We start from the raw sequence: 25,717 nt of genomic DNA, 5'->3' as shown, positions 1-25,717 counted from the left end.
AACGAGCAACAATTGCCTCGGTTCAGGCTGCTAACCTGAAGCGAACCGCCAGCGTCTGCCGCTCTGCCCCGGCCCTTAGAGGCACATAGAAGCAAGCGCAGACGCCCCGCCCGAGGAGACTCCATGAGCCTGTCGTTGCTGAACCGCTACGCCTTCTTCGCCTTCTGTGTCCTGCTCACCCTCGCCAGCCTGCCGTTCCTCGGCGCGCACGAGTGGCTGTGGCTGCTGACCGTGCTCGGTGGGCTGCTCAGCCTGGTCGGCATCAACGACCTGCTGCAGACGCGCCACGCGGTGCGGCGCAACTACCCGATCCTCGGCAATATCCGCTACCTGGTGGAAGCCATCCGCCCGGAGATCCGCCAGTACCTGCTGGAGGGTGACCGCGAGGCGCTGCCCTTCTCCCGCGCCCAGCGCGGGCTGGTCTACGCGCGTGCCAAGAACGAGGGCGCCGACAAGGCCTTCGGTACCCTCAGCGATGTGTACCAGAGCGGCTTCGAGTTCATCGGCCACTCCATGCTGCCGGCCGATCACTGCGATCCCAGCACCTTCCGCGTCAACGTCGGTGGGCCGCAGTGCACGCAGCCGTACTCGGCCTCGGTGTTCAACATCTCGGCGATGAGCTTCGGCTCGCTCAGCGCCAACGCCATCCGCGCGCTGAACAAGGGCGCCTGGCTCGGCGGCTTCTACCACGACACCGGCGAGGGCAGCATCAGCCCCTACCACCGCGAGAACGGCGGCGATCTGGTGTGGGAGCTGGGCAGCGGCTACTTCGGCTGCCGCGACGAACAGGGCCGCTTCGACCCGCAGCGCTTCGCCGAGCAGGCCGCCAGCGCGCAGGTGAAGATGATCGAGATCAAGCTCAGCCAGGGCGCCAAACCGGGCCACGGCGGCATCCTGCCCAAGCACAAGGTGACCGAGGAAATCTCCCTGACCCGCGGCGTGCCGATGGGCCAGGACTGCATCTCGCCATCGCGCCACAGCGCCTTCTCCACGCCCGGCGGGCTGCTGCAGTTCATTGCCCAGCTACGCGAGTTGTCCGGCGGCAAGCCGGTTGGCTTCAAGCTGTGCCTGGGCCATCCGTGGGAATTCATGGGCATCGCCAAGGCCATGCTGGAGACCGGCATCCTGCCCGACTTCATCGTCATCGACGGCAAGGAAGGCGGCACCGGCGCCGCGCCGCTGGAGTTCACCGACCACATCGGCGTGCCGCTGCGTGAGGGCCTGCTGTTCGTCCACAACACCCTGGTCGGCCTCAATCTGCGCGACAAGATCCGCCTCGGCGCCAGCGGCAAGATCGTCAGCGCCTTCGACATCGCCAGCGTCATGGCCCTGGGGGCGGACTGGGCCAACTCGGCGCGCGGCTTCATGTTCGCCATCGGCTGCATCCAGTCGCAGTCCTGCCATACCAACAAGTGCCCGACCGGCGTGGCCACCCAGGACAAGCTGCGCCAGCGCGCGCTGGTGGTGACGGACAAGGCCCAGCGCGTGCACAACTTCCACCGCAACACCATGCGCGGCCTGGCCGAGATGATCGCCGCCGCCGGCCTCACCCATCCCTCGCAGATCGAAGCCAAGCACCTGGTGCGGCGCATGTCGGCCAGCGAGATCAAGCTGTACTCGCAGCTGCACGTGTTCCTCAAGCCTGGCGAGCTGCTCGATGGCGAGATCTCCGGCGAGTTCTACCGGCGCATGTGGGCCATGGCCCGCTCCGACAGCTTCGACCCGCAGCTGCTGGAGGAAACCGCCTAGCCCGCGCATGACGGGCGTTGCCGGCGGCGCATGACCGCTGGTCATTCAAGCGCATCAAGCGGCACCACACGGGGGTCACAGGCTTATCGACCGTGCGGGTGGAACGGTTCCACCCGCCCCAAGTGAGCATGCCGCCATGACGCAGACCGGCCGTGATTTGCGCATCGACTTCTTCCGTGGGTTGGCCCTGGTTTTCATCTTCTGGGATCACATCCCCGGCAACCCCCTGGCGCAGGTCACCCCGCGCAACATCGGCCTGAGCGACGCGGCGGAGATCTTCGTGTTCCTCGCCGGCTACGCGGCGGTGCTGGCCTACGGCAAGCTGCTGCAGCGCGACGGCTACCTGGTCGCCTGCCTGCGCATCCTGCGCCGGGTGTGGGTGCTCTACGTGGCGCACATCTTCCTGCTGGCGGTGCTGATGGGCATCGTGTTCTTCACCAACAACCACGTCGAGCAGAAGGACTTCGTTGGCGCCATGGGCCTCGACTACTTCCTCAGCCACCCGCAGCAGGCCGTGACCGACGAGCTGTTGCTGCGCTTCAAGCCCAACCTGATGGACCCGCTGCCGCTGTACATCGTGCTGCTGGGCGCGCTGCCGGTGTGCCTGCCGCTACTGCTGCGCTGGCCGGTGGCACTGCTCGGCGGCTCCTGCCTGCTGTACCTGCTGGCACCGCTGCCGGACATGAACCTGGCCGGGCCGCAGGGCGGCGAATGGTTCTTCAATCCGCTGGCCTGGCAGTTCCTGTTCTTCCTCGGTGGTGCCGCCGCGCTCTATTCGCAGCGCCGCCCGGCCGATGCGCCACGGCCGACGCCGACCGGCCCGCTGTTCATCGCCAGCGCCCTGTACCTGGCGGCGAGCGCCGCGCTGGCGCTGTCGTGGAAATTCCAGCTGCCAGACGACTGGATGCCGAAGTTGATGAGCGACCTGATCTACCCGATCGACAAGACCGACCTGTCGCCACCGCGCCTGCTGCACTTCCTCGCTCTGGCCTACTGCATCGCGGTGATCCTGCCGCGTGGCGACTGGCTGCAGCGCTGGCCGGCGCGGGAGATGTGCCGCATGGGCCAGTACTCGCTGGAAGTGTTCTGCCTGGGCGTGCTGCTGGCACCGCTGGCCGATGCCGCCAACAACCTGCTCGACGAACATTGGCTGGTGCGCCTGGCCACCGCCATGGCCGGCCTTGCGCTGATGATGGCGCTGGCGCTGTGGCTGGATTTCATCAAACACTTCGGCCAGCGCCGCACCCAGCCGGCGCCGCGCGACCCGCCGCCGCAACTGCTACACGGCGCGCGCTGAGCGAAGCCGGCGACCAGCCTGGGCAATGGCACCGACCGCTCGGCGCCGACATAAAGCGCTCGTGCCTGCCCGGCGCCGACTAAGCTTGAGTACAAGCAAAGCTTTCTGATCAGCCAGGCCATCGATCATGGGCGTACTTTGGCAATCGGATGCACCCCAGGCTGCGCTCCCCGCGAGCGAACCGGAAGCGCTTTTTACCCAGAATCCCCCGCCACGCCGACGCAAGCTGAAGCTGCTGGTCTGGCTGGGCCTTCTGCTGGTCCTGCTGGCCCTCGCCCTCGGCGTGTATCGCGAGCTGCAGACGGCGCGCTTCCAGGCTCGCGAGTTCAGCCGCTACGCCGCCGAGCTGAGCTACAGCCTGCAGCCCGGCCCCAGCGCCGACATCGCCTTCCCCAGCGACGGTCCCTTCGATAAGCGCCAGGGCTACGCTCACCTGCCACTGCTGCTGGAGCGCCTGCAGCAGCGGCACTTCCTGATCGCCGCGCAGGTGCGCCAGTCGCCCGCCCTGCTCGGCTACGCCGAACACGGCTTCTTCCCACCCTTCAGTGAAAAGACCCAGTCCGGCCTGGCCATCGCCGATTGCCGTGGCGAGCCGCTGTACCTGTTCCACTACCCGCAGCAGCTGTATACCGGCTTCAACGACATCCCGCCGCTGGTGGTCAACAGCCTGCTGTTCATCGAGAACCGTCACCTGCTCGACCTCGACCAACCGCTGGCCAACCCGGCGGTGGACTGGCCGCGCTTCCTCAAGGCGGCGCTGAGCCAGGTGGGCAAGAATTTCGCCATCCAGGAGCAGTCTGCCGGCGGCAGCACCCTGGCCACCCAGCTGGAGAAGTACCGTCACTCGCCGGACGGCCTGACCCTGTCGGCCATGGAGAAACTGCGGCAGATGATCTCCGCCAGCGTGCGCGCCTACCGCGCCGGGCCAGAGACCCTCGCCGCCCGCCAGCGCATCGTGCGTGACTACCTGAACAGCGTGCCGCTCTCCGCCGCGCCGGGACATGGCGAGGTGCACGGCCTGGCCGATGGCCTGCGGGTGTGGTTCGGCGCCGATTTCGCCCGGATCAATGCCCTGCTCGACCCGGCGCGCACGCCCCAGGCCAGACGCGCCGAGCGCGGCCTGGCGTTGCGCCAGGTGCTGGCGCTGATGATCGCCCAGCGCCGCCCCTCCTATTACCTGGCCCAGGGCCGCAAGGAGCTGGAAACACTGACCGACAGCCACATCCGCGTGCTGGCCAGCGGCGGCGTGATCGACCCCGCCCTGCGCGACGCGGCGCTGGGGCAGAAGCTGAGTTTCCGCGATCTGGAACAGTACCCGGCGATCCAGCCGGTGCAGGGCAACAAGGGCATCAGCGTGGCCCGCTCGCGGCTGTCCGCGCTGCTCAACATGCCGCTGTACGACCTCGACCGCCTCGACCTCGCCGCCACCAGCACGCTCAACGACGAGCTGCAGCAGAAGGTCAGCAGCTATCTGCGCCAACTGGCCGACCCCGAATTCGCCGGCCAGGTCGGCCTGTATGGCGAGCGCCTGCTGTCGCCGGAGAAGACCGCCGAGGTGCGCTACAGCTTCACCCTCTTCGAGCGCAGCCCGGACGGCGCGCGGGTACGGGTGCAGACCGACAGCACCGACCAGCCGTTCGATATCAACGAGGGCAGCAAGCTGGAACTGGGTTCCACCGCCAAGCTGCGCGTGCTGACCACCTACCTGGAGGTGATCGCCGAGCTGCACCAGCGCTATGCCGGGCAGAGCCCCGAAGAACTGCGCAAGGTCGAGGTGGCACCGCAGGACCACCTGAGCCGCTGGGTGCTCGACCAGTTGATCGCCAAGCCCGACCTCGGCCTGCGCGACACCCTCGAGGCCGCGCTGGAGCGCAAGTACTCGGCCAGTCCCTACGAGACCTTCTTCACCGGCGGCGGCGCGCACACCTTCAGCAACTTCAAGCGCGAGGACAACGCGCGCATCCCGACCCTGCGCGTGGCCCTGCAGGAGTCGATCAACCTGCCCTTCATCCGCCTGCTGCGCGACCTGGTGCGCTACAGCACCTACCACGGCGCCAGCAACAGCGCGGCCTTGCTGCAGGACGACAAACACCCGCTGCGCGAGGGCTACCTCAAGCGCTTCGCCGACCGCGAGGGCACCACCTTCCTCCTGCGCTTCTGGCGCAAGTACCAGGAGCAAAGCGCCCAGGAGCGCCTGGACACCTTCCTCGAAGGCCTGCGCCCCACCGCCGTGCGCCTGGCCGCCGTGCACCGCTACCTGATGCCAGAGGTGGACGAGGCGACCTTCGCCGCCTTCATCCGCGCCCATGCCAACGTCAAGGCCGAGAAGCTCACCGATAAGAAGATCCACAGCCTGTACCTGGACTACGGCCCCGGCGCCTGGAGCCTGCCGGACCAGGGCTACATCGCCCGCGTACACCCGCTGGAGCTGTGGTTGCTGGGCTACCTGATCGAGAACCCGCAGGCCAGCTTCAAGGACGCCGTGGCGGCCAGCGCCGAGGAGCGCCAGGAGGTCTACGGCTGGCTGTTCAAGACCCGCCACAAGAGCGCCCGCGACAGTCGCATCCGCACCCTGCTGGAGGTCGAGGCCTTCCTCGACATCCACCAGCGCTGGCAGCGCCTGGGCTACCCCTTCGAGCACCTGGTGCCGTCGCTGGCCACCGCCATCGGCAGCTCCGGCGACCGCCCGGCGGCACTGGCCGAACTGATGGGCATCATCCAGAACGACGGCATCCGCCAACCCAGCGTGCGCATCGATGAGCTGCACTTCGCGGCCAATACGCCCTACGAAACGCTGCTGCGCCACGACAACCAGCGCGGCGAGCGGGTGCTGCCCACAGAGGTGGCGGCGGCGCTGCGTGGCGCGCTGTCCCAGGTAGTGGAAGCTGGTACGGCGCGACGCCTGCACGGCAGCTTCCAGCTGGCCGACGGCACGCCCCTGGTGCTCGGCGGCAAGACCGGTACCGGCGACAACCGCATCGAGAGCACCACCCGCGGCGGCCATGTGCTCAGCTCGAAGGCCATCAACCGCACCGCCACCTTCGTCTTCTACCTGGGGCCGCGCCACTTCGGCACCCTCACCGCCTTCGTCCCGGGCCAGGCGGCGGAAGGCTTCCGCTTCACCTCGGCGCTGCCGGTACAGGTACTCAAGGGCATGGCGCCGATCCTTACGCCCTACCTGGAAGCAGCCGGGCAGACTGGCTGCGGCCTGCCGCCGGCGCCATCGCGGGTGCGCCTGCTGTAAATCCTGCGGGCACAAAAAAGCCGATGCAGAGGCATCGGCTTCTTCTAACGCGCTTCGGCTTACTCGGCCTTGGCCTTCTCGGCGGCGTCCTTGATCAGGGTCTGCAGCTCACCCTTCTCGAACATCTCGGTCATGATGTCGCTGCCACCGACCAGCTCACCGCCGACCCACAGCTGCGGGAAGGTCGGCCAGTTGGCGTACTTCGGCAGGTTGGCGCGGATTTCCGGATTCTGCAGGATGTCCACATAGGCGAACTTCTCGCCACAGGCCATCACCACCTGCGCGGCGCGCGACGAGAAACCGCACTGCGGCGCGTTCGGCGAGCCTTTCATGTACAGCAGGATGGTGTTGTTGGCGATCTGCTCTTTGATGGTATCGATAATATCCACGACTCACCTCATCTGAACTTTCCCGGACCAGCGCCGGGCGGGATGAGGCGATTGTACACGAAAGACCCAGCGGCAGGCTCGGGGATGGCGCTTGGCTTACCCGGCCAGCCGACGACTAGACTGCAGAAAGACCGCAGCAGGAATCGGAGACGGTGCATGAAGTGGCTGAGCAGAACGGCGAGTAGCTTCTATTTCTGCATCCTTGCCCAGGGCGCCGGTGCGGCGACCTTCGAGGTGGGCTTCTACGACTATCCGCCGATGATGATCGAGGACGGCCGGCGCGGCATCTACCAGGACATCCTCGACGAACTGGCGAAGATCACCGGCGATCGCTTCAGCGTGCAGTACTACCCCTACCCACGCATCGGCCTGCTGTTCAACGAGCGGCAACTGGACATCGAACCCGGCGTCTATCCCGGCTGGGTGAAGACGCAGCCGAACCCCGGCCTGTTCTCCGTGCCCTTCGGCAAGGTGGTCGACGTGCTGGTATTCGCCCCGCACCGGGCCTTCCCGGTCAAGCAGCCCGAGGATTTGCGCGGCAAGTCGGTGGGCATGGTGCGCGGCTACGCCTACCCCGAGCTGCTGCCGATGATCGCCTCGGGGCAGCTGGACCGGCGTAACGCCCTCAACGAGCAGCAGCTGCTGGACATGCTGTCCCGCTCGCGCTTCGACCAGGTCATCGCCAACAAGGCGGTCGCCCAGTACAACCTGCTGCAGATCCCTGACTACCGGCACCTGGAGATCGGCGACGTGATCAGCTCATACGACGTCAGCATGCGCGTGCAGCCCAAGCACGCCGAGTGGCTGGACAAGCTGGACGCGGCAATCATCCAGCTCAAGCAGCAGGGCATCATCGACAAGATCTACGCCCGCTACGGCGTACATCTATAGCCGCATCAGGCCGCCTGGACGCGTACCGGCACACCGTTCAGCGCGGCGTTGCCAGACACCGCATCCAGCTGGCGATCATCGGTCAGGTCGTTGGCGCTGGCGCCCGGCTGGGCGCTGGCGATGCCCATCTGCACACCCGGGCGGGCATGCCCCCAGCCATGCGGCAGGCTGACCACGCCGGGCATCATCTCGTCGCTGGCCACCGCCTCCACCTCGATCTCGCCAACCCGCGACTGCACGCGCACGCGCTGACCATCGGCCAGGCCGCGCCCGGCCATGTCCTGCGGGTGCATCAGTAGTTGATGGCGCGGCTTGCCCTTCACCAGGCGCTGGTAGTTGTGCATCCAGGAGTTGTTGCTGCGCACATGGCGGCGACCGATCAGCACCAGCTCGCCTTCGGCCGGCAACGGTTCGGCGGCGAAGCGCGCCAGGTCCGCCACCAGCAGCTCCGGCGCGGCCTCGATGGCCTTCGATTCAGTCTTCAGCCGCGAAGCCAGATTCGGCTGCAGCGGTCCTAGGTCAATGCCATGCGGCGCCTCACGCAGCGTCGCCAGGCTGATCTTGTGTTCGGACTTGTCGCCATAGGGGCCGAAACGCAGGCCCATGTCGATCATCTGCGCCGGCGGCATGGTCGGCTTGAGTTCGGTGCCCTGCCTGGCGGCGAAGGACTTGGCCAGGCCGACGAAGATCTCCCAGTCGTCCAGCGCGCCTTCCGGCTTGGCCAGCACTGGCTCGTTGAAGCGGGTGACGTTGCGCACGGCGAACACGTTGAAAGTGGTGTCGTAGTGATCGTGTTCCAGCGGCGCGGTGGGCGGCAGGATCAGATCGGCGTGGCGGGTGGTCTCGTTGATGTAGAGGTCGACCGAGACCATGAAGTCCAGACCGTCCAGCGCCTGTTCCAGCTGGCGGCCATTGGGCGTGGACAGCACCGGGTTGCCGGCCACGGTGACCAGCGCGCGAATCTGCCCCTCGCCGGGGGTGAGCATTTCCTCGGCCAGCGCCGCCACCGGCAGCTCACCGCCGTATTCCGGCAGGCCGGAGACGCGGCTCTGCCAGACATTGAAGTGGCCGCCAGAAGTGGTCGCCACCAGGTCCAGAGCCGGGCTGGTGCACAGCGCGCCGCCAGCGCGGTCGAGGTTGCCGGTGACCAGGTTGATCAGCTGGATCAGCCAGTGGCACAGGCTGCCGAAGGCCTGGGTGGAGACGCCCATGCGTCCATAACACACGGCCGACTCGGCAGCGGCGAAGTCGCGAGCCAGCTGGCGGATCTCCTGCGCCGGCACGCCGCAGCGGCCACTCATGGCTTCGGCGGTGAATGGCGCGATGGCCTCCTTTACCTGATCCAGGCCATTGACCGGCAGCGCACTGGCGCGGGTCAGGCCCTCGTTGAACAGGGTGTTGAGCAGGCCAAGCAGCAGCGCCGCGTCGTTACCTGGGCGCACGAACAGGTGCTGGTCGGCCATGGCCGCCGTCTCGCTGCGCCGCGGGTCTACCACCACCAGTTTGCCGCCACGAGCCTTGAGCGCCTTGAGGCGTTTCTCCACGTCCGGCACGGTCATGATGCTGCCGTTGGATGCTAGCGGGTTGCCACCGAGGATCAGCATGAACTGGGTGTGGTCGATGTCCGGGATCGGCAGCAGCAGGCCGTGGCCATACATCAGGTAGCTGGTCAGGTGATGTGGCAGCTGGTCCACCGAGGTGGCGGAGAAGCGGTTGCGCGTCTTCAGCTGGCCAAGGAAGTAGTTGCTGTGGGTCATCAGCCCATAGTTATGCACGCTGGGGTTGCCCTGGTACACGGCCACGGCGTTCTTGCCGTGCTCGGCCTGGATCGCCGCGAAGCGCTCGGCGACCAGCTCGAAGGCCTCGTCCCAGGCGATCGGCTGCCACTGACCAGCGACCTTGCGCAGCGGCTGGCGCACGCGGTCCGGGTCGTTCTGGATGTCCTGCAGCGCCACAGCCTTGGGGCAGATATGGCCACGGCTGAAGCTGTCCTGGGCGTCGCCCTTGATCGACAGGATATGGCGGCCGTCGTCGCGGTCTTCGGTTTCGATGGTCAGGCCGCAGATGGCCTCACACAGGTGACAGGCACGGTGATGGAGGGTCTTGGTCATGGCCTAGCCTCTATTGTTCTGATCGAGACGACCGGTCTAGTCGCCCATTCCGCGACTATGGCGCCAGACACCGGGCTTGGCCAGCGGCCTTCGGCGCGTGAATCGGCGGCCATCATGGCCACCGATGCATCCGGCGATGCCCGATACATCCGGAAAAGCCTGGTGGCCGGGGGCCATTTGCTCCAATGCGTCTTTTCCTTATAAGATCCCGCCTCCCCCAATCGTCGCCTCCAAGCGGCTCCAGCCGCCGTGTGGGCTGCTATTCCCCGGAAAAACCGGGCCGCGACAGTGGTCGAATTAAGGTAGTAATCAAGATGAGCGCCAGGCACTTTCTCTCGTTGATGGACTTCAGCCCTCAGGAACTGAGCGGCCTGATCCGTCGAGCCATCGAGCTGAAGGACCTGCGCCATCGAGGCGTGCTGTTCGAGCCGCTGAAGAGCCGGGTGTTGGGCATGATCTTCGAGAAAGCCTCCACCCGTACCCGCCTGTCCTTCGAGGCCGGCATGATCCAGCTCGGCGGCCAGGCCATCTTCCTCTCCCCGCGCGACACCCAGCTGGGCCGCGGCGAGCCGATCGGCGACACCGCCATCGTCATGTCCAGCATGCTCGACGTGGTGATGATCCGTACCTACGCCCACAGCAACCTCACCGAGTTCGCCGCCAACAGCACGGTGCCGGTGATCAACGGCCTGTCCGACGACCTGCACCCCTGCCAGCTGCTGGCCGACATGCAGACCTTCGAGGAGGCGCGCGGCAGCATCAAGGGCAAGACCGTGGCCTGGATCGGCGACGGCAACAACATGTGCAACAGCTACCTGGAAGCCGCCGTGCAGTTCGACTTCCAACTGCGCATCGCCTGCCCCGAGGGCTACGAGCCGAAGGCCGAGTTCCTCGCAGCCGCCGGCGACCGCGCCAAGATCGTTCGCGATCCGAAGCAAGCCGTGGCCGGCGCCCATCTGGTCAGCACCGACGTGTGGACCTCCATGGGCCAGGAAGAGGAAAGCGCCAAGCGCCTCGAGCTGTTCGCTCCTTACCAGGTCAACCGCGCCCTGCTGGATGCCGCCGACCCGAGCGTGATCTTCCTGCACTGCCTGCCGGCCCACCGTGGCGAGGAGATCAGCGAAGACCTGCTCGACGACCCGCGCTCGCTGGCCTGGCAGCAGGCCGAGAACCGCCTGCACGCGCAGAAGGCGCTGATGGAAATGCTCGTCGCCCCAGGATGCCGCCCCGCATGAGCCAACTACTGCTGTCCCTGCGCGAGCTGGCTTGCGGCTACAGCGAGCAGCGCATCGTGCAGACCCTCAACCTGCACCTGAACGCCGGTGACATCGGCTGTCTGCTCGGCCCCTCGGGCTGCGGCAAGACCACCACCCTGCGCGCCATCGCCGGTTTCGAGCCGGTGCAGGAAGGCGAGATCGAGCTGGGCGGCGAAGTGATCTCGCGCCCCGGTTTCACCCTGGCACCGGAGAAACGCCGCATCGGCATGGTGTTCCAGGACTACGCCCTGTTCCCCCACCTGACCGTGGCGGAGAACGTGGCCTTCGGCATTCGCAAGCATCCGCAGCGCGACAAGGTGGTGGCCGAGCTGCTGGAGCTGGTCAAGCTGGGCAACCTCGGCAAGCGCTACCCGCACGAGCTGTCCGGCGGCCAGCAACAGCGCGTCTCGCTGGCCCGCGCCCTGGCACCGGAGCCGCAACTGCTGCTGCTCGACGAGCCCTTCTCCAACCTCGACGGCGAGCTGCGCCGCCGCCTCAGCCATGAGGTGCGCGACATCCTCAAGGCCCGCGGCACCAGCGCCATTCTGGTCACCCATGACCAGGAAGAAGCCTTCGCCGTCAGCGACCAGGTCGGCGTGTTCAACAAGGGCCGCCTGGAGCAGTGGGACACACCCTACAACCTGTACCACGAGCCGGCCACGCCCTTCGTCGCCAGCTTCGTCGGCCAGGGCTACTTCATCCGTGGCCAGCTGCAGAGCCCGGACACGGTGCAGACCGAACTGGGCCTGATCCGCGGCAACCGCGCCTACCACTGGCCGGAAGGCAGCGCGGTAGACGTGCTGCTGCGCCCGGACGACATCGTGCCGGCGGCGGACAGCGGCCTGCAGGCCCAGGTGGTCGGCAAGACCTTCCTCGGCGCTGCCACCCTGTATCGCCTGCAACTGCCGACCGGCACCCAGCTGGAAGCCATCTTCCCCAGCCATGCCGACCACCAGCCAGGCCAGCAGGTCGGCATCCGCGTCGCCGCCGATCACCTGGTGGTGTTCGCCGCCCAGGGCAGCGTGGCCGCCCAGCTCAAGCTCGGCGACTCCGGCGTACGCCGCTACAGCAACGGCTGAGCCCGTGACGAGGTGCACGCGCCGGAGCGGCGCGGCACCTCTGCCCTCCTCTTACAGATAGAGCTTGCCGCCGGCGACCAGCACGGCCTGGCCGGCGATCTTCACCCGCGCGCCTTCCAGCCGGCAGTGCAACTCGCCGCCACGCGCGGAACACTGGAAGGCACTCAGCTCGGTCTTGTCCAGGCGCTCCGCCCAGTAGGGCGCCAGGATGCAATGGGCAGAGCCGGTCACCGGGTCTTCGTCGATGCCGATGCCCGGGGCGAAGTAGCGCGAGACGAAGTCGTGCTGCACGCCCTGCGCGGTGACGATCACGCCGAGGCCCGGCAGCTTCGCCAGTGCCGCCATGTCCGGCTTGCACTCACGCACCGCCTGCTCCGACTCCAGCACCGCCAGCAGCTCCTTGCCAACCTGCACGGCCTGCACTCGCTGGCCGAGAATCGCGCCGACCTCAGCCGCCATCTCCGCCGGCGCCAGACGTATGGCCGGGAAATCCAGCACCAGTCGCCCGCTCTCGCGGCTCACCGCCAGGGCGCCGGACATGCAGCTGAACTCCAGGCGCTCGCCTGGCGCGCCATACAGCTCGAACAGCGCGTGGGCGGTGGCCAGGGTGGCGTGGCCGCACAGCGGCACCTCGCAGGCCGGGGTGAACCAGCGAATGCGCCAACCATCGCCCTCACGCACGGTGAAGGCGGTCTCGGCCTGGTTGTGCTCGGCGGCAATGCGCTGCATCAGCTCGTCCTCCAGCCAGGCGTCGAGCCGATAGACCACGGCCGGGTTGCCGTGAAACGGTCGGTCGGTGAAAGCATCGATCTGGTGGAATTCGAGTTGCATGCTGCGCTCCCTGGCAGTTGATCTTGGACCACCAGCATGCCGTGGCGCCCGCCCAGCAGACCAGTACAGTCGCCAGCGATTGCGCCGTTACAGCTGTCTGTTGCGACCGCGGCCGTGGATGGCCTAGCGCTCGCTGACGCCGTAGCTGTCGAGCAGCACCTGCAAGCGGCCATCGGCACGGTAACGCTGCAGGCCACGCTCGAAGATCTCGACGTAGCGCGCACTGTCTTCACGCGCCGGCGAGAAGGCCAGGTAGATCGGCACGTCCGGCTCGCGGCAGCCCGCCTCGCGCAGCGAGCCGGCGCGACCGAGATCGGCCAGGCGCGACTGGATCACCCAGCTGTTCTCGATCAGCGCATCGATGCGCCCGTGATCGAGCTTGGTCAGGTTGAGGTCAAGCGCCGCGCCGCCGGCCGCCACCTGCACCCGGTCGCCATGGCCATGCTGCGCCGTGACGTAGGCATTGAGCTGCTCGCCATAGCTGTAGTCATTGATCACGCCCAGGCGCACGCTGGCCAGCGAGTCCACGCCGGTAAAGCGCCACTGCGAGTCCTGCTGGGTGTAGAAGCAGTTGCGCGACATGGCCACCGGCGTGGTGGTGTACAGGAAGTCCGGCGCATCCTCGCGGCCGGCACCGACCGCGGCGTTGATCTCGCCGTGGCGCACCTGCTGCAGCACGCGCGCCCAGTTGCGTATCTCGTAACGCACGGCGATGCCGGACTCGGCGAAGATGTCGCGCGCCAGCTCGATGAAGATGCCCGGCCGCTCGGCGTCCGGCGCGCAGTTGATCGGGCACCAGAGGTCGGCGGCGATTACCAGGGTTTCGGCGCGGGCCGATGGAGCAAGGCCCACACCGGCGAGCAGCAGGGCGAACAAGGTCGGAAGACGACGACACAGATCCATGTGGCGACCTCAGGCGGGAACACGCCCCTCTTTTATCATCGTCAGCCTTCGCTGCGCACCCTCTTCACCGCATCCAGCCAGCCGGCGTAGAGCTTGCTGCGGTGCGCATCGGCCATGCGCGGGGCGAAGCGCTGCTGACGATGCCAGTGCCCGGAGATTTCCTCCAGGTCGCGGTACAGCCCGGCCTGCAGGCCGGCCAGGTAGGCCACGCCGAGCGCCGTGGTCTCGGTCACCACCGGGCGTTCCACCGGCACGCCGAGCACGTCGGCGAGGAACTGCATGACCCAGTTGTTGACCACCATGCCGCCGTCCACGCGCAGCGCGCTGGGCTCGGCGGCGCCATCCTGGCGCATCGCCTCGAGCAGGTCGCGAGTCTGGTAGCACACCGACTGCAGGCCGGCAGTGACGATCTCCTTGATCCCGGTGTCGCGGGTCAGGCCGAAGATCGCACCACGCGCCTTGGGGTCCCAGTACGGTGCGCCGAGGCCGGTGAAGGCCGGCACCAGGTACACGCCGCAGGCATCACCGGTCTGCTCGGCCAGTATCTCGGTATCGCGTGCATCGCTGATCAGCTTGATGCCGTCGCGCAGCCACTGCACGGCGGCGCCCGCGACGAAGATGCTGCCCTCCACCGCGTAGGTGACCTTGCCGTTGAGGCGGTAGCCGACCGTGGTCAGCAGGCGGTTCTTCGACACCACCGGCGTGGCGCCGGTGTTCTGGATCATGAAGCAGCCGGTGCCGTAGGTACTCTTGACCATGCCGGCATCGAAGCAGGCCTGGCCGATCAGCGCGGCCTGCTGGTCGCCGGCCATGCCCAGCACCGGGATGGCGGCGCCGAGCAGCGCGGGCGTGGTGGTACCGAAGTCGGCGGCGCAATCGAGCACCTCCGGCAGCAGGCTGCGCGGAATGCCGAACAGCTGTAGCAGCTCCTCGTCCCACTGCTGGCTGTGGATGTTGAACAGCAGCGTGCGCGAGGCGTTGCTGGCGTCGGTGCGGTGCGACTGGCCATCGGTCAGGCGCCACAGCAGGAAGCAGTCGACGGTGCCGAAGCGCAGCTCGCCGCGCTCAGCGCGCTCACGGGCGCCGGGCACGTTGTCGAGGATCCAGCGCAGCTTGGTCGCCGAGAAATACGGGTCGATCAGCAGGCCGGTCTTCTCCGCGACCTTGGCTTCGTGGCCCTCGGCCTTGAGCCCGGCGCAGTAGTCGGCGGTACGCCGGTCCTGCCAGACGATGGCCGGGTGGATCGGCGTGCCGGTGGCGGCATCCCACACCACGGTGGTCTCGCGCTGGTTGGTGATGCCGATGGCCAGCACCTCGTCGGCCTTCAGCCCCTTGCTGGCCAGCGCCTCACGGCAGACCTTGAGGGTGCTCAGCCAGAGCTCTTCGGCGTCGTGCTCGACCCAGCCATCCTGCGGGAAGTACTGCTTGAACTCCTGCTGGGCGCTGGCCAGCGGCAAGCCCTGGGCACTGAAGACGATGGCGCGCGAGCTGGTGGTGCCCTGGTCGATGGCAAGCAGGTACTGGGACATGCACTGTTCCTTGTTGTTATGTGTGATGACGCAGGCGGAGGCGATCAGCCCCGGCCGATGGCGGCGAAGCTGCCCTGGGTGTGCTGGGCCAGTACCTCGGCCGCCAGCTCCACCTCCAGGCCGCGCCGGCCGGCGCTGACGTGGATGGTCGGATGATTGCGCGCGGACTCGTCGATGAAGGTGCGCAGGCGTTTCTTCTGCCCCAGCGGGCTGATGCCACCGACCAGGTAGCCGGTGCTGCGCTGGGCCTGCTGCGGGTCGGCCATGTCGGCCTTCTTGGCGCCGGCAGCGTGGGCCAGGGCCTTGAGGTCGAGCGTGCCCGCGACCGGCACCACAGCCACCAGCAACTCGCCCTTCTCGGTGGCGGCGAGCAGGGTCTTGAACACCCGCGCTGGGTCCAGATTCAGTTTTTCCGCAGCCTCCAGGCCGTAGGACGGCGCCTTGGGGTCGTGGTGATAGCTGTGCACCTGGTGCTCGGCCTTGGCCTTTTTCAGCAGATCGATGGCAGGAGTCATGTTCGAATGTGAAAATCCGCAGACAGAATTCGCGTACCTTAACGGAAAAATCCGCCGGCAGCAGTGTTTAACGTCGCGCCGCGACGGCCCGCCAGACCACCACCGTGCATGACAGACCTGCAAGAGTCGCCAGCAGGCAGCAGCTCGCTATAATCCGCCGATCATAAAAAGGACCGCCGATGAGCCTCCCGCCCCGCCAGCAGAGCATCCTCGAACGCACCCGCGAGCGCGGCTACGTCAGCATCGACGAGCTGGCCCAGGCCTTCGCCGTCACCCCGCAGACCATCCGCCGCGACATCAACCAGCTGGCCGAACAGGGCCTGCTGCGGCGCACCCACGGCGGCGCGGCGAGCGAGGCGTCGAGCATCCAGAACACCGCCTACGCCATGCGCGCCGGGCAGATGCGTGACGAGAAGCAGCGCATCGCCGAGGCCATCGCCACGAGCATTCCCGACCACGCCTCGCTGTTCATCGGCATCGGCACCACCACCGAGGCCATCGCCCGCGCCCTGCTCGGCCACAAGCACCTCAAGGTGATCACCAACAACCTGCACGTGGCCGCCACCCTGGCCGACAAGGCCGACTTCGAAGTGCTGGTGGCCGGCGGCAGCGTGCGCAGCGACGGCGGCGTGGTGGGCCAGGCGGCGGTGGACTTCATCCAGCAGTTCCGCGTCGACTTCGCCGTGATGGGCATCAGCGGCATCGACGAGGACGGCAGCCTGCTCGACTTCGACTACCAGGAAGTGCGCGTGTCGCAGGCGATCATCGACAACGCCCGCCAGGTGCTGCTGGCCGCCGACTCCAGCAAGTTCGGCCGCAACGCCGTGGTGCGCCTGGGCTCCATCGCCCTGGTCGACCACCTGTACAGCGACGCCACTCCGGCCCCGGCCATCGTGCGCCTGCTGGCCGAGCAGAAAATCCAGCTGCACATCGTCTAAAACCGACGACAACCTCTCTCTTGCGATGACCGGCCAGTGCCAAGGCTGGCGCCGGCACACGCACTCGGCTAGCATATTTTCGAAATCGAACATTTAAAGTTCATATTACAACTTACGGTACCCTTGCATGCCGCTCAGCCAGACGCCTCCCATCGCCGAAATCTACGACCTGGCCGTAATCGGTGGCGGCATCAACGGCGCCGGTATAGCCGCAGATGCGGCCGGGCGCGGCCTCTCGGTGTTCCTCTGCGAGCGCGACGACCTGGCCCAGCACACCTCCTCGGCCAGCAGCAAACTGATCCACGGCGGCCTGCGCTATCTCGAACACTACGAGTTCCGCCTGGTGCGCGAGGCGCTGGCCGAGCGCGAAGTGCTGCTGGCCAAGGCGCCGCATATCGTCAAACCGCTGCGCTTCATCCTCCCCCACCGCCCGCACCTGCGCCCGGCCTGGATGATCCGCGCCGGCCTGTTCCTCTATGACCACCTGGGCAAGCGCGAGAAGCTGCCGGCCTCGCGCAACCTGCGCTTCGGCGCTGGCAGCCCGCTCAAGGCGGAGATGACGCGCGGTTTCGAATATTCCGACTGCTGGGTGGACGACGCCCGTCTGGTGGTGCTCAACGCCATGGCCGCCCGCGAGCGCCGCGCCCATGTGCATACCCGCACCCGCTGCGTCAGCGCGCGGCGCAGCAAGGGCCTGTGGCACCTGCACCTGGAGCGCGCCGACGGCAGCCTGTTCTCCATCCGCGCACGCGCGCTGGTAAATGCCGCCGGCCCCTGGGTCGCGCGCTTCCTGCAGGACGACCTGAAACAGAAGCCGACCTATGGCGTGCGCCTGATCCAGGGCAGCCACATCGTGGTGCCGCGCATCCATGACCAGGAGCAGGCCTACATCCTGCAGAACGAGGACCAGCGCATCGTCTTCGTCATCCCCTGGCTGGAGCGCTTCAGCCTGATCGGCACCACCGACCGCGAATACCAGGGCGATCCGGCCAGGGTGAAGATCAGCGAGGAGGAAACCGACTACCTGCTCAAGGTAGTCAACGCCCACTTCAAGCAACAGCTGTCGCGCAGCGACATCCTGCACACCTATTCCGGCGTGCGCCCGCTGTGCGACGACGAATCCGACCAGCCCTCCGCCATCACCCGCGACTACACCCTGGCTTTGGCCGGCGCACCGGGCGAAGCACCGCTGCTGTCGGTGTTCGGCGGCAAGCTGACCACCTACCGCAAGTTGGCCGAGGCGGCCATGGAGCTGCTCGCCCCGACCTTCGCCCACCTGTGCCCGGCCTGGACCGCCAAGGCGCCGCTGCCCGGTGGCGAGAACATGGACAGTCGCGAGGCGCTGGCGGACAAACTGATCGCCCGCTTCGGCTGGCTCGACCGCGAACTGGCCCTGCGCTGGGCCGGCACCTACGGCAGCCGCACCTGGCGCCTGCTCGATGGCGTGCAGCAGCAGAGCGAGCTGGGCGAGCACCTGGGCGCCGGCCTGTATACCCGCGAAGTGGATTACCTGCGCCGCGAGGAATGGGCCGTAGAGGCCGAGGACATCCTCTGGCGCCGCACCAAAGTCGGCCTGTTCATGACGCCCGGCCAACAGGCCAGGCTGCGCGACTACCTGCTCGCCTGCAGCCAGCCACAGCTCAGCGTGCCGGTCGCCTGATCACAGCGGCGACTGCAGCGCGTCGCCCTCCAGGCGCTGGGCCAGCTGCGCGTCATCCAGGCGATGGGCGCGCAGGTGCGGCAACACCGCAGCCAGCAGCGGTTCCTTGAACGCCGGCTGGAAGCGATGGGCCAGCCCGGCGATCAGCTTCAGCTCGCTGCCCTTTATATGCGCAGCCACATGCACGCCGTGCATCACCGGCAACAGCGGGTCGGCGGTGCCATGCACCACCAGGGTTGGCACCTGCAGGTGTTCGAGCATGGCGACCCGGCTCGGCTCGGCCAGGATCGCCAGAATCTGCCGCTGCACACCCTGCGGATTGAAGGCGCGGTCGTAGCTGCGTGCGGCCTCGGCCAGCAGCTGCTGGCGATCCACCGCCCGGGTCGGGCTGCCGAGCGCCGCCAGCAGATCGGCCTGCTGCTCGAGGGCCGCGGCGCGGTCGGGCGCCTCGCGGCGCGCCAGCAATTGCAGCAGATGCGCATCCGGCGCCGGCAGCCCCGGCGCGCTGGTGCTGGTCATCAGCAGGGTCAGGCTCTCCACCCGCGATGGCGCCAGGTCGGCCATGTGCTGGGCGATCATCCCGCCCATGCTCGCCCCCAGCACGTGGAAACGCTGGATGCCCAGCGCGTCCATCAGGCCCAGCGCATCGCCGGCCATGTCACGCAGCGAATAGGGTGCGTTGGCGCCCAGGCCCAGCTGATAGCGCAGCGCCTCATAGGTCAGGTTCGCCGCCGGCGCCTCACCGATCCAGGCAGACAGGCCGACGTCACGATTGTCGAAGCGAATCACCCGGAAGCCCTGCTGGCACAGGCTCGCCACCACCTCGTCGGGCCAGTGGATCAGCTGGCCACCGAGGCCCATGACCAGCAACAGCGCCGGGTCGCCGGGGCTGCCGATGCTCTGGTAGGCCAGGCGCACCTCGCCGACATCCGCCGTGGCGGTCGGCACCTGTACCTCGCATCGGTTCGCCGCATAGGACGGCAGGCCGCACAATAGCGCGGCGAGGAAGAGTAGAACTCGCATCGACAACATCCGGAACGCAGAACCCCAGTGACGCGCGAGTCTGCGGATGTTCGTTCGAGCGCGCTGCCACAGTTCGGTGACAGTTTGATGAACGGCGCCGAACGGTAGTGACTCAGGGTTTGCGCAGTTGCCGGCGTGGCCACATCAGGCTGAACCGCGCACCACCCAGGTAGGTGCCGCGCCCGACGTAGGCCCGCCCACCGTGCCAATAGACGATGCGCCGCACGATGGACAACCCCAGGCCGTGGCCACCGGAGGCGCGGGTGCGGCTGTCGTCCAAGCGCAGGAACGGCGTGAACACTCGCTCCCAGGCCTCGTCCGGCACGCCGGGGCCGTCGTCCTCGATGTCCACCCAGCAGCGCTCCGCATCGATCCGGTAGCTCACCCGCACCCGCGACTCGGCGTGGCGCATGGCGTTGCTCACCAGGTTCTGCAGGGCGCGGTGCAGGTAGCGCGGCTCGGCGTCGACCATGGCCGTGTCGTCCGGGCCATCTTGGCAGGGGCCGCGGTCCAGGCGAATCTGCGCACGCAGCGGCCCCAGCTCGCCCATCACCTGATCGATCAGCTCACGCAGGTCGACACGCTGGAAGTTCAGCTCCGGCGAGCCCTGCTCCAAACGGGCGTAGACCAGCATCTCGTCGACCAGCTTGTCGAGGTCCTGGATGTCGCCATCCATGCCCTCCAGGTACTTGTGCCGCGCCTGGTCGGTCTCGGCGTCGGCGATCATCTCCAGGCCGAAGCGCAGGCGCGCCACCGGCGTACGCAGCTCGTGGGACACGGCACGAACCATCTCGCGCTGCACGCTGACCAGGCGCTGCAACTGCTCGGCCATGGCGTTGAAGGTGGCGGCCAGGCGCCCTACCGAGTCGGCGCCCTGGGACGGCGCACGGGCGTCCAGGCGGCCGCTGGCCAGTTGGCTGGCGGCGCTCTCCAGCCCCTGCAGGCGCAGCTCCAGGCGGCGCACCAATAGATAGAGGATGAGCCCGGTCAGGCTCAGGCCGAGGACGCCGATCAGCACCAGCAGCTCGGTCGGATAGGGATTCATCTGGTAGATAGGGCCGACTTCCAGCACCCAGGGCGTACCGACCATGCCGGCGATCACGCGGATGGCGTCGCCACCCTTGCCCAGCGCCAGCACCGTATCGCCCTCGTCGACCCGGCGCTGCTGGTCCTCGTCCAGGTCGACCTTCTCCAGGGTGACCAGGCGCAGGTCGAAGCCGAACTGCTTCTCTTCCTTCAGGGCGGCCAGGCGCTTGGGCTGCTCGACGATGGGATAGCGCACCAGTTCGTCCATCAGCAGGTAGACGGTGGCGCGCGCCAGCTGCTCGCTGACCTGCTCGATTTCGGTGGTCAGCACCAACTGCTGCTGGGCGCTGACCAGGGCAAAGACCCGCGCCTCGTGCGGCCCGGCCTGCTCGACCAGCACCTGGCCATTGAGCAGGCGCCCACGGGTGCGGCCATCCAGCGGCACGTCGGCCAGCGCCTGCAGTTCCAACGGCACGCCGAGCAGGCGCGTCCAGGTGATCAGCGCGCGGCGGCGGTCGACGTCGTCCATCGGCTGCAGGCTGTCCGCCATCAGGCGGAAGGTGCCGCGCGCCAGCTGCTCGCGGTACTGGTCGCTGCGCACCTCGTTGGTCAGCTGCAGGGCGCCGACGCCGAGCAGCGCCACCAGCACCAGCGCGGCGATGATGCCGCCATAGATGCGTAGGAAGATCGAGTTCATTGCAGGGCTTGCGCCGCCTCGGCGACGAACAGGTAGCCCTTGCTGCGCACCGTCTTGATCAGGCGCGGGTGCTCGGGGTCGTCACCGATCTTCGGCCGGATGCGCGAGATGCGCACGTCGATGGAACGGTCCTGGCCGTCGTACTCGATGCCGCGCAGGGCGGTGAAGATCTCCTCGCGGGAGAGGATGCGTCCGGCGTTGGACACCAGCAGCCAGAGCAGGTCGAACTCGGCGCTGGTCAGCTCGATGCTCTCGCCACGCAGCCAGGACTCGCGCATGGCGCTGTCGATCACCAGCGGACCGAATTCCAGGCGCCGCTGGTTCTCGGCCGGCGCATCCACTACTTCGCTGCGCCGCAACAGGGCACGGATGCGCGCCAGCAGCACACGCGGGCGCACCGGCTTGCACACGTAGTCATCGGCGCCCATCTCCAGGCCGAGCACTTCGTCCATATCGTCGGTACGTGCGGTGAGCATCAGGATCGGCCCGGCGAACTGGCCACGCACCTTGCGGCAGATGGACAGGCCATCCTCACCCGGCAGCATCAGGTCGAGCACCACCAGGTCTGGCTGCTCCTGAAGGATGCGTGCCGCGGCCCGGGCACCATCGGACTCGATCGCCACCTGCAGACCATTGCTCTGCAGGTACTCCTGGGTCAGCTCCGCCAACCGCTGATCATCCTCGACGATCAGGATCTGCCAGGCCTCTTGCTCCACGACTTCTCTCCAGCGCAAACGCCATTAGTGGCGGCATTGTAACAACCGAACGTCGTTAGCACAGCGCGTGCCAAAAACACTAGATATTGTGGTAGCGTGCGCCGCGTCGCCACACCGGCAAATGTCCGCAAAGCCGTTCGCCGGCAGCGACGAACGGTAGGAGCCAGTGATCTCGGGGCCTGCCGCGCGATGCAGCAAAAAGACCCACAATTCACCCACAAGTTATCCACAGAAAGCCCCCCTGCACTTCCCTTGCAAAGCCCCCAATAGCGCATTATCTTGTATCCCCATCGCGCCTCACCCCTACATGTAGTGGGTAACCCGAGGCCAGGGACACTAAAAAGAAAGAATGCAGAGGGGCTCGATCCACGCGCTACCGGTAGCATTTCAGCCCAGTCGCCACCGCTTGCGACTGCAGGCAGCACGGACCGCGCAACCCTTCCCCCTGTATTCACAGAACGACCGCGAAGTCGCGGGTCGCGACCACTACAGATAGTGGTCATGACCAACCGGCTCCGCAGGGATTCAGTTGCCAGGACGGCCCTCGAGTCATCCTCAACTGCCGTAAGTTTTCTCGATGTCTGGCCGGACGCCGGATGTCGTGACGTTTTGCAATGGAATGAACACGCGGCACCCCTGGTGTCCAAACCAATTAGAAGTGGAGAACCTCATGCACACCGACACAACTCGCGAGAATCCGCAGTCCGTGGCACCCCAGGCCGGCGAGTCCAGCCAGGATCTGGCCGCCACCGCTCCGGGCCAGCTGCGCGTGATCAAGCGCAACGGTACTGTCGTGCCTTACACCGACGACAAGATCACCGTGGCCATCACCAAGGCGTTCCTCGCAGTTGAAGGCGGCAATGCCGCCGCCTCGTCGCGTATCCATGAGACCGTCGCGCGCCTGACCGAGCAGGTCACCGCCACCTTCAAGCGCCGCATGCCGTCCGGCGGCACCATCCACATCGAAGAGATCCAGGACCAGGTCGAACTGTCCCTGATGCGCGCCGGCGAGCAGAAGGTCGCCCGCGACTACGTGATCTACCGCGAGTCCCAGGCCGTCAAGCGCAAGAACGCCAGCGCCGATGACGTCGCCGTACCGCACCCGAGCATCCGCGTCACCAAGGCCGACGGCAGCGTGCAGCCGCTGGACATGGGCCGCCTGCAGACCATCATCCGCGAAGCCTGCGAAGGCCTGGCCGAAGTCGACGGCTCGCTGATCGAGTCCGAAACCCTGAAGAACCTGTACGACGGCGTAGCCGAGAAGGACGTCAACACCGCCCTGGTGATGACCGCCCGTACCCTGGTCGAGCGCGAGCCGAACTACTCCTACGTCACCGCCCGCCTGCTGATGGACAACATCCGCGCCGAGGCCCTGGGCTTCCTCGGCATCGCCGACAGCGCCACCCACCACGAGATGGCCGACCTTTACGCCAAGGCCCTGCCGGCCTATGTCGAGAAAGGTTCCGAGTTCGAGCTGATCGACGCCAAGCTGAAAGAGTACGACCTGGCCAAGCTGGGCGCCGCCATCAACCACGAGCGCGACCAGCAGTTCACCTACCTGGGTCTGCAGACCCTGTACGACCGCTACTTCATCCACAAGGACGGCATCCGCTTCGAACTGCCGCAGGTGTTCTTCATGCGCGTGGCCATGGGCCTGGCCATCGAAGAGCCGAAGAACCGTGAAGAACGCGCCATCGAGTTCTACAACCTGCTGTCCTCGTTCGACTACATGGCGTCGACCCCGACCCTGTTCAACGCCGGCACCCTGCGTCCGCAGCTGTCCTCCTGCTACCTGACCACCGTGCCGGACGACCTGTCGGGCATCTACGGCGCCATCCACGACAACGCCATGCTGTCGAAATTCGCCGGCGGCCTGGGCAACGACTGGACTCCGGTGCGCGCACTGGGCTCCTACATCAAGGGCACCAACGGCAAATCCCAGGGCGTCGTGCCCTTCCTGAAAGTGGTCAACGACACCGCCGTCGCCGTGAACCAGGGTGGCAAGCGCAAGGGCGCCGTCTGCGCCTACCTGGAAACCTGGCACCTGGACATCGAGGAATTCCTCGAGCTGCGCAAGAACACCGGTGACGACCGCCGCCGCACCCACGACATGAACACCGCGAACTGGATTCCGGACCTGTTCATGAAGCGCGTGTTCGACGACGGCCAGTGGACCCTGTTCTCCCCGTCCGAAGTGCCGGACCTGCACGACCTGACCGGCAAGGCCTTCGAAGAGCGCTACGAGTACTACGAAGCCCTGTCCGGCTACGGCAAGATCAAGGTCTTCAAGACCATCGCCGCCAAAGACCTGTGGCGCAAGATGCTGTCCATGCTGTTCGAAACCGGCCACCCGTGGCTGACCTTCAAGGACCCGTGCAACCTGCGCAGCCCGCAGCAGCACGTGGGCGTGGTCCACAGCTCGAACCTGTGCACCGAGATCACCCTGAACACCAACAAGGACGAGATCGCAGTCTGCAACCTGGGCTCGATCAACATGGTCAACCACATCGTCGACGGCAAGCTGGATACCGAGAAACTCGGCCGCACCGTGAAGACCGCTGTGCGCATGCTCGATAACGTCATCGACATCAACTACTACTCGGTACCGCAGGCGCGCAACTCCAACCTCAAGCACCGTCCGGTCGGCCTCGGCCTGATGGGCTTCCAGGACGCCCTGTACCTGCAGCACATCGCCTACGGCTCCGACGCGGCCATCGAGTTCGCCGACAAGTCCATGGAAGCGATCAGCTACTACGCGATCCAGGCTTCCTGCGACCTGGCCGACGAGCGCGGCGCCTACTCCACCTTCGACGGCTCGCTGTGGTCCAAGGGCATCCTGCCGCTGGATTCCCAGCAGATCCTGATCGAGGCCCGTGGCCAGAAGTACATCGACGTCGACCTCTCCGAGTCGCTGGACTGGGCCCCGATCCGCGAGCGCGTGAAGAAAGGCATCCGTAACTCGAACATCATGGCCATCGCGCCGACCGCGACCATCTCCAACATCATTGGCGTGTCGCAGTCGATCGAACCGACCTACCAGAACCTGTACGTGAAATCGAACCTCTCCGGCGAGTTCACCGTGATCAACCCCTACCTGGTTCGCGACCTGAAGAACCGCGGCCTGTGGGACAGCGTCATGGTCAACGACCTGAAGTACTACGACGGCTCCGTACAGCAGATCGAGCGCATCCCGCAGGACCTCAAGGACCTGTACGCCACCGCGTTCGAAGTGGAAACCAAGTGGATCGTCGACGCCGCCAGCCGCCGCCAGAAGTGGATCGACCAGGCTCAGTCGCTGAACCTGTACATCGCCGGCGCCTCGGGCAAGAAGCTGGACGTGACCTACCGCATGGCCTGGTACCGTGGTCTGAAAACCACCTACTACCTCCGTGCCCTGGCCGCCACCAGCACCGAGAAATCCACCATCAACACCGGCAAGCTCAACGCCGTGTCCAGTGGTGCGATCGACGAGGGCAGCTTCGCTGCTCCGGCCGGTCCGGCTCCGGTACCGAAGGCCTGTGCCATCGACCAGCCCGACTGCGAAGCTTGTCAGTAAGGGAAGTCGCGCGCATCTGAGCGGCGCCCGCGTTGTTGCCCGGCAGGTCCGCCCCCATCACGTGCACTAGCACGCTCAGGGGCTCGGACCAGCCTGGCGCCTAGCGCTCACTCGCTCAGCTACGCGCTTGCACCGGGTTGCCGAGGTTAGAAGCCACAGCAGCTCGGTTTCCCCTCACGGGGACCGGGGCTCAGCCCCAAGAACATCTCCCCTCGCCCGCCTCGCGGGCCTGGGCGCCACCAGTCGGGTGGCACTGTTTGACCCTTGCGTGCAGATCGCAACGGAACATAATCAGAATTACTGGACA

The 25,717-nt window shown here is 66.8% G+C and carries 18 protein-coding genes; 9 read left to right on the top strand and 9 right to left on the bottom strand.

Going from position 1 to position 25,717, the window contains the following annotated elements:
- Positions 1-123 precede the first annotated feature (123 nt).
- The 3 genes from PTT45_RS08775 (at position 124) to PTT45_RS08765 (ending at position 6,290) form a co-directional block, all read left to right on the top strand.
- Entirely contained in the window at positions 124-1,749 is a 1,626-nt protein-coding gene (locus PTT45_RS08775) for an FMN-binding glutamate synthase family protein (RefSeq protein ID WP_273812727.1), read from the top strand.
- A 136-nt stretch (positions 1,750-1,885) separates the two neighbouring features.
- A complete protein-coding gene (locus tag PTT45_RS08770) occupies positions 1,886-3,046 on the top strand; it encodes an OpgC family protein (protein WP_273812726.1) in 1,161 nt (386 codons plus the stop codon).
- Positions 3,047-3,173: 127 nt separating this feature from the next.
- Positions 3,174-6,290 carry a transglycosylase domain-containing protein gene (locus tag PTT45_RS08765; protein ID WP_273812724.1) on the top strand — a complete coding sequence of 1,039 codons (3,117 nt, stop codon included), beginning with the start codon at positions 3,174-3,176 and terminating at the stop codon, positions 6,288-6,290.
- 59 nt (positions 6,291-6,349) lie between these two features.
- On the opposite strand, the gene grxD is transcribed toward PTT45_RS08765, so the two are convergent.
- Positions 6,350-6,679 carry a Grx4 family monothiol glutaredoxin gene (gene grxD, locus PTT45_RS08760; protein ID WP_043309270.1) on the bottom strand — a complete coding sequence of 110 codons (330 nt, stop codon included), beginning with the start codon at positions 6,677-6,679 and terminating at the stop codon, positions 6,350-6,352.
- Between the two features lie 156 nt (positions 6,680-6,835).
- On the opposite strand from grxD, the gene PTT45_RS08755 reads away from it, so the two are divergent.
- Positions 6,836-7,570 carry a substrate-binding periplasmic protein gene (locus PTT45_RS08755; protein WP_273812722.1) on the top strand — a complete coding sequence of 245 codons (735 nt, stop codon included), beginning with the start codon at positions 6,836-6,838 and terminating at the stop codon, positions 7,568-7,570.
- Positions 7,571-7,575: 5 nt separating this feature from the next.
- On the opposite strand, the gene PTT45_RS08750 is transcribed toward PTT45_RS08755, so the two are convergent.
- The gene (locus PTT45_RS08750) at positions 7,576-9,681 is read right to left on the bottom strand and encodes a molybdopterin oxidoreductase family protein (RefSeq protein ID WP_273812721.1); all 2,106 of its coding nucleotides are present in this window, start codon (positions 9,679-9,681) and stop codon (positions 7,576-7,578) included.
- Positions 9,682-9,995: 314 nt separating this feature from the next.
- Between PTT45_RS08750 and argF the strand changes: the two genes are divergently transcribed.
- Positions 9,996-10,916 (top strand): ornithine carbamoyltransferase, encoded by a 921-nt coding sequence (gene argF / locus PTT45_RS08745; RefSeq protein WP_273812720.1) that lies wholly within the window; start codon positions 9,996-9,998, stop codon positions 10,914-10,916.
- Positions 10,913-12,016, top strand: a complete 1,104-nt coding sequence (locus tag PTT45_RS08740) for an ABC transporter ATP-binding protein (RefSeq protein ID WP_273812719.1) — start codon at positions 10,913-10,915, stop codon at positions 12,014-12,016. Before argF ends, PTT45_RS08740 begins: the two co-directional genes overlap by 4 nt.
- A gap of 51 nt (positions 12,017-12,067) precedes the next feature.
- On the opposite strand, the gene PTT45_RS08735 is transcribed toward PTT45_RS08740, so the two are convergent.
- The 4 genes from PTT45_RS08735 to ybaK form a co-directional block, all read right to left on the bottom strand.
- Entirely contained in the window at positions 12,068-12,847 is a 780-nt protein-coding gene (locus PTT45_RS08735; RefSeq protein WP_273812718.1) for a PhzF family phenazine biosynthesis protein, read from the bottom strand.
- 123 nt (positions 12,848-12,970) lie between these two features.
- On the bottom strand, positions 12,971-13,750 hold the full coding sequence (locus PTT45_RS08730; protein WP_273812717.1) for a substrate-binding periplasmic protein: 780 nt from the start codon (positions 13,748-13,750) through the stop codon (positions 12,971-12,973).
- 41 nt (positions 13,751-13,791) lie between these two features.
- A complete protein-coding gene (gene glpK / locus PTT45_RS08725; protein WP_273812716.1) occupies positions 13,792-15,279 on the bottom strand; it encodes a glycerol kinase GlpK in 1,488 nt (495 codons plus the stop codon).
- A 44-nt stretch (positions 15,280-15,323) separates the two neighbouring features.
- Positions 15,324-15,794, bottom strand: a complete 471-nt coding sequence (ybaK, locus tag PTT45_RS08720; protein ID WP_273812715.1) for a Cys-tRNA(Pro) deacylase — start codon at positions 15,792-15,794, stop codon at positions 15,324-15,326.
- A gap of 179 nt (positions 15,795-15,973) precedes the next feature.
- On the opposite strand from ybaK, the gene PTT45_RS08715 reads away from it, so the two are divergent.
- Both PTT45_RS08715 and glpD read left to right on the top strand, forming a co-directional pair.
- Entirely contained in the window at positions 15,974-16,732 is a 759-nt protein-coding gene (locus PTT45_RS08715; RefSeq protein WP_273812714.1) for a DeoR/GlpR family DNA-binding transcription regulator, read from the top strand.
- A gap of 127 nt (positions 16,733-16,859) precedes the next feature.
- Complete coding sequence (gene glpD, locus PTT45_RS08710) at positions 16,860-18,392, top strand: glycerol-3-phosphate dehydrogenase (protein WP_273812713.1); 1,533 nt, start codon at positions 16,860-16,862, stop codon at positions 18,390-18,392.
- Here glpD and PTT45_RS08705 read toward each other — a convergent pair whose 3' ends face one another.
- From PTT45_RS08705 to PTT45_RS08695, 3 genes are all read right to left on the bottom strand, one after another.
- Positions 18,393-19,415, bottom strand: coding sequence for an alpha/beta fold hydrolase (locus tag PTT45_RS08705; protein WP_273812712.1), 1,023 nt, complete (start codon positions 19,413-19,415; stop codon positions 18,393-18,395).
- 112 nt (positions 19,416-19,527) lie between these two features.
- A complete protein-coding gene (locus PTT45_RS08700; RefSeq protein ID WP_273812711.1) occupies positions 19,528-21,138 on the bottom strand; it encodes an ATP-binding protein in 1,611 nt (536 codons plus the stop codon).
- On the bottom strand, positions 21,135-21,854 hold the full coding sequence (locus PTT45_RS08695) for a winged helix-turn-helix domain-containing protein (RefSeq protein WP_273812709.1): 720 nt from the start codon (positions 21,852-21,854) through the stop codon (positions 21,135-21,137). Before PTT45_RS08695 ends, PTT45_RS08700 begins: the two co-directional genes overlap by 4 nt.
- Before the next feature lie 670 nt (positions 21,855-22,524).
- Here PTT45_RS08695 and PTT45_RS08690 point away from each other — a divergent pair.
- A complete protein-coding gene (locus PTT45_RS08690; protein ID WP_273812708.1) occupies positions 22,525-25,410 on the top strand; it encodes a ribonucleoside-diphosphate reductase subunit alpha in 2,886 nt (961 codons plus the stop codon).
- Positions 25,411-25,717: the final 307 nt, after the last annotated feature.

The sequence above is a fragment of the Pseudomonas sp. Gutcm_11s genome (assembly GCF_028649395.1).
Taxonomy (GTDB): domain Bacteria; phylum Pseudomonadota; class Gammaproteobacteria; order Pseudomonadales; family Pseudomonadaceae; genus Aquipseudomonas.
This window is presented reverse-complemented; position numbering and strand designations above follow the sequence as displayed.